Raw genomic sequence first — 7,578 nt, 5'->3', positions numbered from 1 at the left:
CGTCCCTTGGACCCCCAAAATGCCCGAGCACTGGGAGACTGCCTACGGCGATGACCTCCTCGCGCACCTGCCGGAGATTTTCTTGTTCCCCGACGGCCGGAGTGTCCATCCGACTAAGTGGAAGTACGTCGAGCTTTGCCTGAAGCTGTTCACCGGGAACTTCTGCAAGCCCATGGACGCTTGGTGCAGCGAGCACAATCTGGTTCTCACCGGGCACTTCCTCCACGAAGACAACTTAACCTCCCAAGTAGCGATGAACGGCTCGATGATGCGCTGTTATGAGTTCATGCAGTACCCCGGCATGGACTTGCTCACCGAGGGCAACAAAGCCTTCTGGGTCGCCAAGCAGCTCCAGAGTGTCGGGCGGCAGTTCGGGAAACCCTGGCTGATGAGCGAGCTCTACGGCTGCACCGGCTGGCAGATGGGGCTGGAGGGGCATAAGCACGTCGGGGACTGGCAGGCGCTCTTTGGCGTCAACCTGCGCTGTCACCATCTCTCGTGGTACACGATGGAGGGCGAGGCCAAGCGCGACTACCCCGCCAGCATCCTCCACCAGAGCGCCTGGTGGAAAGACTACAGCACCGTCGAGACCTACTTCGCCCGCCTCGGATTTCTTCTCTCCCAAGGCGAGCCCATCTGCAATGTGCTCGTGATTCATCCCGTCGAGAGCGTCTGGGCGCAGATCCACCCCGGCTGGTGCAACGGCCTCGGCCCCAAAGCCCCCGCCATTCAGAAGCTAGAGACCCAGTTCGCCGAGCTCTTCCACTGGCTCCAAGGCGCACAAATAGACTTTGACTACGGCGACGAAGGCATCCTCGCCGAGCACGGCAAGGTCTTCGGCACCCAAAGCAAAGCCTCGCCGCTATTTGACGTTGGAGAATGTAGCTACGAAACAGTTATTGTCGGTGGGCTCACAAATATCCGCTCCACTACCCTTGAGCTTTTAGAGGAGTTTGTTGCGGCAGGTACAGGGGGGCAGGTCATCTTTGTCGGTGAGCCTCCTACCTCTGTGGATGGTGTGCAATCGGATCGTGCTAAAAAACTTGCTGCGAGATGTCAGGGCAGTAACTGGGGCAGTGAGGCACTTCTGGAAAAACTGTATAGAGGGCAAAGGACATCCTCTCCGTCTCCTGAAGTTTTTGCGCAGTCCCGCCGCCTAATCGCGTCAGATGGTTATCTGCGCGACGAAGCAATCGTTGCATTGAACTCAAACCGTGAAGTCTCTACCCGGCTGGACGTTGTGCTTCGACAAGGCGAAGCGGTTGAGGTGTGGGACTGCCTGACTGGGACAAGACTGGAGCCACCGATTCGTTATGTTGGCGGCCCGATGTTGCGACTGAGCTTGCTCCCTGGTGAGCTGGTTTGTGTGATTCTGCGTGGGAAAGATGGAGTATCCCTTACAAAGGAAATATCTGAGAGTCAGGAGGGAACCGAACTTCCGGGCCCGTTTGCCTACTCTCTCGATGAGCCCAACACACTGGTTCTCGATACCGCGACGTGGGAGTTGACTCCTGCCAACCCCCTAACCCCCGTCCGATGGGGGGACAATGCGGAAGAGATTTTGAAGATTGATCAAGCTGTGCGGCGGCACTTTGGGCTGGAGGTGCGCGGCGGGGAGATGGTGCAGCCCTGGTACGCCGAGAAGTTCCACGGCGAGCCTCCTGTATTAGGAAAACTCACGCTCCGGTTCACCTTTGAGGTCGAGACACTGCCCGATGGGCCTCTCGCACTTGCCATTGAACGTCCCGAACGCTTCACTGTTTTGGTAAATGGAACCTCTCCCAGATTAACCTCTCCCCAAACCCCTCTCCCGGGCGCTCGTTCCTCGCTGGGAAAGGGGCTTTCGGAAGACCACCGTATCCCCCTTCGCGAAGCCGGAGGGGGTGGCGAGGAACGAGCCGGGGGAGGTTGGATCGACGCCTGCTTCAAGCTCCTGGAAGTGCCGGATGGAGCCCTCAAAGTAGGGGAGAACACAATCACACTGACCACGGAGTTTCGGCGCGACTCCGATCTGGAGACGATCTATCTGCTCGGCGACTTCGGCGTGCGCCTCGACGGCCCGAAGCGAATAATCATCCCGCTCCCGGAGACCCTCTCCGTTGGTGATCTATGCGAGCAAGGCTTGTCGTTCTACACGGGCTGCGTAACGTATCACTTACCCGCTTTCGAGGGAGTGTTGGAGCTTCCCGAAATCGGCGGAGCGTGCGTGCGGGTGAACGACCAGACGATTCCTTGGCCTCCATACATGGCAACGATGACGGGAGAAGGCTGCGACGTTACCGTTGTGCTGACCCGCCGCAATCTCTTTGGGCCGCTCCATCTCATTCCCAAGCTGCAAGTCGCGTACGGGCCGGGGCACTGGGTGACAGGTGGCGACAACTGGAGCGACGACTACCAACTCTACCCCTCTGGGCTACTGGCTCCTCCTCGTGTGTCCGTCGGTTAAAACCGGCGTCTGCAATGGCACTGCGTGCCGCAAAGCCCGTGCCGGGCTCCCGAGCGTATTTCCCCCTTCGCTTGCCGGAAGGGGTCGGTGGTGATGCCGCCGGGGGGGAGGCCAGCCCGGAACGGGCTTTGCAGCCGCAGGCTACTGCAGACGCCTCATTCCATGGGGCGGCTAAAAAGTGCGCGGGCGATAGCGGCGATCTCGTCTAAGTGCAGCGTCTCGGCGCGGCGCTGGGGATCAACACTTGCTTTTTCGAGCGCCGCGAGAATCTCGTCGCGGGGGCGATCCATGCCGTGTGAGAGCGCTCCGAGAAGCACTTTGCGGCGCTGGCCAAACGCGGCGCGGCTCACGGCGAAGAAGGCTTCGGGCGAGGGAACGTCCACTGGAGGCATAGCATGCGGTGTTAGGTGCAAGATCGCCGACTCTACTTTGGGGGGTGGGAAAAAGGCGTTTCGTGGGACGTTTGCGGGGACGCTCACGGTGGCGTAGAACTGCATAAACACCGAGAGGGAGCCGTAGGTACCGGAGTCAGGCGTCGCTTTTGCCCGATCCGCGACTTCTTTCTGTACCAGTAGCGTGATGGACGAGAACACAGGGCGGTGCTCCAGCATCTTGACGATCAGGGGGGAGGTGATGTTATAGGGGATATTGGCCACCACTTTTGTTGCCCCCAGCATGCTCCAGTCATATTTCAGGGCATCCGCCTCGATCAAGCGCCAGTTATCAAACTCCACCATCACTTCCGCCAGAACGGCGGGGAGGTTGCGATCCAGCTCAATGGAGACGACTGACCCGGCGTGTTTGGCAAGCTCACGGGTGAGCACACCCGCGCCCGGCCCGATCTCCAGAACCGTGTCGTCGAGGGTGAGCGCGGCAGCAGCGATAATCTTGTCGAGGTGGTTGCGGTCCACCAGAAAGTGCTGCCCAAAGCGCCGGGCGAGCTGAAGCCCATGCCGCTCTAGCAGGGCCTTCAGCTCCGTCGGACGTGTTAATTCCAAGGTTAAAGCAAGCTATCTGAGGGTTTGCGGGGCGCAGGCCGAGCCGGGGGACGAGCAGCACCCCGTGGCGGTGGCGGTGGTGCGTCTTCATCGGCGAAGGGGTCGTCCAGGCCATCCAGATCTTCATCGCCGCCCGGATCGGGCATCTCACGCTCGGGCTCTCGGACGCGCTGGATTGGGGCATTCGCTGAGACGGGACGCGCTTGCATGGCAGGACTAGGGTCACTCGGGATCAGGCGCGGCGCTGGTCGCGGGAGCGATGCAGCCGTGCGCATGGGGGGCAAGTCGGCTGGTAAATCGGCCTGGGGCGGAAGGGGACGCGCTGGTTGGGGTGAGGGAGCGGGTCGCGGCGCAGGAGCACGAGGTGCTTCGTCTTCATCAAAGGGCGGCGGCAGCTCATCCCGCATTATCGGAGCGGGTGGGCGCTGCTGCATAGGTGGAGCGACTTGTGGCGCCGGGGCAACACGCTGAGGAGGGCCGTAGTTGCTCGGACCAGGAGGAGGGGGGGGCATACGAGGGCCGGTCGCGGCACCACGGCGGGGGCCACTCTCCTCAAGCTCTGGCGCGAACTGGGCACCGTAACCACACATTGCTAGGGCACGTCCGACGGAGCCCGTCTCTGCCTTCTCAATATAGTCGCCAAAGCCTTTCACGTCCTCTTTCTTCGTGGCTGTGGCGATGAGCCTACCGTCCTCGTTGAAGATGCTCGCACGGAAGATGGCAAACTGCTTCTCATGGTTGATCTCGATAACCTCGGTGACAATTCCCCAGTCGGGGTGCTCACTTCGAAACCAGATGAGGCGGGCCGAGACAGGGAGGTACTCACGGTTTCCCTGGACTTTGATGACATAGCGCTTGGGGTCAAAAGACATAGTTTAGGATACTCGATTCTAGGGTTAGGCACCACGAAGTGGCGTTCCTTCTTTGTGCGGATTTAATCTTTTTTTAGGATGGGTGAATTATGAATAACTGTCAAATAATACATATATAGTGAAGGATAGGTTGACAGTAACAATCTCTAGGGCTATACTCTACCGGTTTTAATAAAAGCGGAAACGTTTTTTTTGAAGCACACCATGTCGGCAATCCTGCCGATTGGCGGACCCAAATTGGCGTTCGTCTCTGACTGCGGAGGGTGACCTTGTGTCTCCCCACCGAGAAAGGAGGCATCCATGCCCTTCACAACTTATACGCGCTCTGTCGCTGCTACCTTGGTCGTTCTGACCAGCCTTGTAGCCTTTGCACAGACGGGCGCAACCAAGGTGCAGACCGTGATCCTGATGATCAAGGGGGAGAACCACGTTCTCCGTACTAGCGCACTGACGGTGAGTCAGCTTCTGCAAGAGCAGAAACTCACCCTGACGGAAGATCAGAAGATCTCCGTTCCCCTGACTGCTCCTCTGAGCGAGGGAATGCAGGTCTCGATCGAGTCCAAATCACCTGCAAATGCTCCCAAAGTTGCTCCTACGCCCATGAAGGTCGTCGCACCGGCTAAGAAAGAGACCGCAGCCTCCCGTGGAGCACTCAGCTCTCGTGGGACTTTGGGAAGCCTCTCCCGCTACGAAGGTAAGCGCGTTCTCACCCTGACTGCGACCGGCTATGGGCCGGGCGAGAATGGTCAGTGGGGCGATCGAACTTTCATGAACACCCGCGTGCGCTACGGTGTGGTTGCTGTGGATCCCCGTGTCATCAAACTCGGAACGCGGCTGTATGTCGAAGGTTACGGCGAGTGCCGTGCTGAGGACACCGGGGGCGCGATCAAGGGAATGCGCATTGATCTAGCCTTCAACTCGGATCGTGTGGCCAATCAGTATGGTCGCCGCAAAGTCCGTGTCGTTATCCTAGACTAGACTAGACTCCCCAAGAGGCCCGCCGGATTATGGATGATTTCGAAGCGATCTATGCTTTCGTCCGCACAATCCCGGCGGGCTTTGTGCTGAGCTATGGGGAAGTGGGAGACCGGGTAGGGGCCCGTCCCCGAACTGTTGGGAGTGCGATGGCGCACTGTGCCCAAGAAGATCACGTTCCCTGGCACCGTGTTGTGGGCAGCGATGGAACCCTGCGCGTGGGGCGTTACTCTCCTGTGCTGGCGGCAGAGCAGCGCCGTCGTCTTGAACAAGAAGGGGTTGTCTTTGATACCAAGGGGCGTGTGCCCCATACTTTTTTCTGGTAAAAAACACGCAATTGTGCGGCAATTTCTGTGCCAGAGAAGCTTTTTTTTAAAAAATGAGTATAATGCCTTTCATGGAGGATTGGTGGCAGGCAAGGCAACTTCTTTAATTTCCGAGGTGGACTCACTTCCCCTCCCCGCGGACGAGTGGCGCTGGCTTCATCAAGCCGATGCGCTGGCTGCGTCCGGGCGGATTGAGGAGGCTGTGGCTCAGCTCAAAACCCTGGTGCACGCACTCCCCGACTCAACTCGTGGCTACGTCCGCTTGGCAAACCTGCTTCGGCAGTGGCGTCGTGCAGGAGAAGCCCGCGAGATCTTGGAGACGGCAGTGGCGCATGTCCCGGATTGTCCCGTCTCTCGCGAAGCCCTCGCCGATGTCTGCGTTGAGATTGGGCGCTACGACGATGCGATTCGTCATGGACGAGCGCTTCTAGAACTCAAGCCCCGCTCGATTCATGCCCGTGACCTACTCTCGACGGCGTACCTGCACCGTGGCCAGTACGATCGTGCTCTGCGCCTCACCGATGAGATGATTCGCCTCGATCCTTTTGAGCCTGCACACCACTTCAAGCGCGGCGTCGTTCTCCAGCAAGCAGGCCTTCTCTCGGGCTCCTGTGAGGCATTCCAGCGTACCTTGGAGCTAAACCCTGAGACAGAGCTTCAGGAAGCCTGTCGTATGGCGATTGACCTTCTGGAGCGCTACCAGATTCGGCAGATCCTTACGATTGCTTCAGATGACATGCTCTTTCGGCTTCGGCTTCTTCGTGACCCACTAGATGCCTCCCAACAGCGCGGTTTTTCTCTTTCAGAGACAGCCATTGCAGTACTGGCAGCACAGCTTAGCCATCTTGTCCCTGATAACCAACCGGGCTGGCGACAGTACTACTATCACTAGGATTTTTTCACCATGGCTATGAATGTAAACGTCGATGATGCTTGGGCACCCGAGCCTGAGCTGATGGATACGACTCCACGACGTCTTATCGCTTTTGAGGACTACCCCGACCGTAATCGGCCGAATGTGGTGCTTCTCACGGGAGTGGCTGGAGTGCTACTTGCGGTTGGCTTTGCTCTTTTTGGTCTTGCCATTACGAAGCGCGGGGGCAGTATTCCCTTTAGTATTCCGTTATTGTTAGCAGGAATCGCTGGCCTGGTGTACTTTCCCCTGAAACTTCGTCAGCACCTCGCACGGGCAGAGCATCTGGTTACCAATGGCGCACCCGTGATGGCCCGGCTGCTCTCTGCGGATAACCTCAATGGTGATACCTACGCTCGAAGTGTTAAGTACCAGGTCTCGCTGCCTGGAGGTGAGCTGGCCCATCGTGACGTGAACGTAGACGATCGCGTTTTACCCAAGCGCATTCCCTCTAATGCCACGGCACTGATGGATTTTAGCTCCGGGGACGTGGAACTCTACATCGCTCTGCCGTTTCGCGCCATTGCACGTACGGTTCCGATCGGTTCGCCTTTGATGCAGCCCAATGTGCCGCAGACGCCGCAGGCTCAGGAAATGGGGACGATTAATGTGGCGAATGCTCCCGAGATAAAGCGCGAAAAACCTAAAGAGGAAGGTACTGAGCCAAAGCGCGAGACCTTCGAGTAAGGTTGGCAAGTCCGCCGTGGGCGTGCTACACTGACTCCAGACAACTGTAAATTGCCTTGTAAACTACCCCGTGAGGTAGACACTGTCCAGAGAGACAAACAAGGATGTGCGTGAGAACTTAGTGTCAACAAAGTCGTTGGTGCGGCTTTTCCTGCGCCTCCCTGCTTCCTCTCATAGAGAATCAGGGAGGCGTTTTGCTGAGAAAAGCATTTTTATGAACGAGACACAAGTCATGGATAGCGGCGATGTCCGGCGGGCTCTTACCCGAATCGCCCACGAGATCGTTGAGCGTAACAAAGGCGCATTGGGAATCGTGCTGGTGGGCGTACTCCGGCGTGGAGAGCCGCTCGCCGCCCGCCTC

7 protein-coding genes are annotated in these 7,578 nt (G+C 58.4%); 5 read left to right on the top strand and 2 right to left on the bottom strand.

The genetic code is table 11. From position 1 onward, the window contains the following. Window positions 1-2,446: hypothetical protein (locus tag RMO15_RS24910; protein WP_369016161.1), on the top strand; the 2,446-nt coding region annotated here is incomplete at its 5' end. A gap of 155 nt (window positions 2,447-2,601) precedes the next feature. Here RMO15_RS24910 and rsmA read toward each other — a convergent pair. Continuing rightward, window positions 2,602-3,444 carry a 16S rRNA (adenine(1518)-N(6)/adenine(1519)-N(6))-dimethyltransferase RsmA gene (rsmA, locus tag RMO15_RS24905; RefSeq protein ID WP_309719007.1) on the bottom strand — a complete coding sequence of 281 codons (843 nt, stop codon included), beginning with the start codon at window positions 3,442-3,444 and terminating at the stop codon, window positions 2,602-2,604. A 2-nt stretch (window positions 3,445-3,446) separates the two neighbouring features. Further along, window positions 3,447-4,316 (bottom strand): hypothetical protein, encoded by an 870-nt coding sequence (locus RMO15_RS24900; RefSeq protein WP_309719004.1) that lies wholly within the window; start codon window positions 4,314-4,316, stop codon window positions 3,447-3,449. 300 nt (window positions 4,317-4,616) lie between these two features. Between RMO15_RS24900 and RMO15_RS24895 the strand changes: the two genes are divergently transcribed. From RMO15_RS24895 to RMO15_RS24880, 4 genes are read left to right on the top strand one after another with little or no spacing between them, the layout of a single operon-like run. Continuing rightward, the gene (locus RMO15_RS24895; RefSeq protein ID WP_309719001.1) at window positions 4,617-5,294 is read left to right on the top strand and encodes a 3D domain-containing protein; all 678 of its coding nucleotides are present in this window, start codon (window positions 4,617-4,619) and stop codon (window positions 5,292-5,294) included. A gap of 29 nt (window positions 5,295-5,323) precedes the next feature. Continuing rightward, complete coding sequence (locus RMO15_RS24890) at window positions 5,324-5,617, top strand: MGMT family protein (RefSeq protein ID WP_309718998.1); 294 nt, start codon at window positions 5,324-5,326, stop codon at window positions 5,615-5,617. A gap of 13 nt (window positions 5,618-5,630) precedes the next feature. Continuing rightward, window positions 5,631-6,509 (top strand): tetratricopeptide repeat protein, encoded by an 879-nt coding sequence (locus tag RMO15_RS24885; protein ID WP_309718995.1) that lies wholly within the window; start codon window positions 5,631-5,633, stop codon window positions 6,507-6,509. 12 nt (window positions 6,510-6,521) lie between these two features. Further along, window positions 6,522-7,217 (top strand): hypothetical protein, encoded by a 696-nt coding sequence (locus tag RMO15_RS24880; protein WP_309718993.1) that lies wholly within the window; start codon window positions 6,522-6,524, stop codon window positions 7,215-7,217. Window positions 7,218-7,578 lie beyond the last annotated feature (361 nt).

It is taken from the genome of Armatimonas sp., from assembly GCF_031410135.1.
Lineage (GTDB): Bacteria > Armatimonadota > Armatimonadia > Armatimonadales > Armatimonadaceae > Armatimonas.
This window is presented reverse-complemented; position numbering and strand designations above follow the sequence as displayed.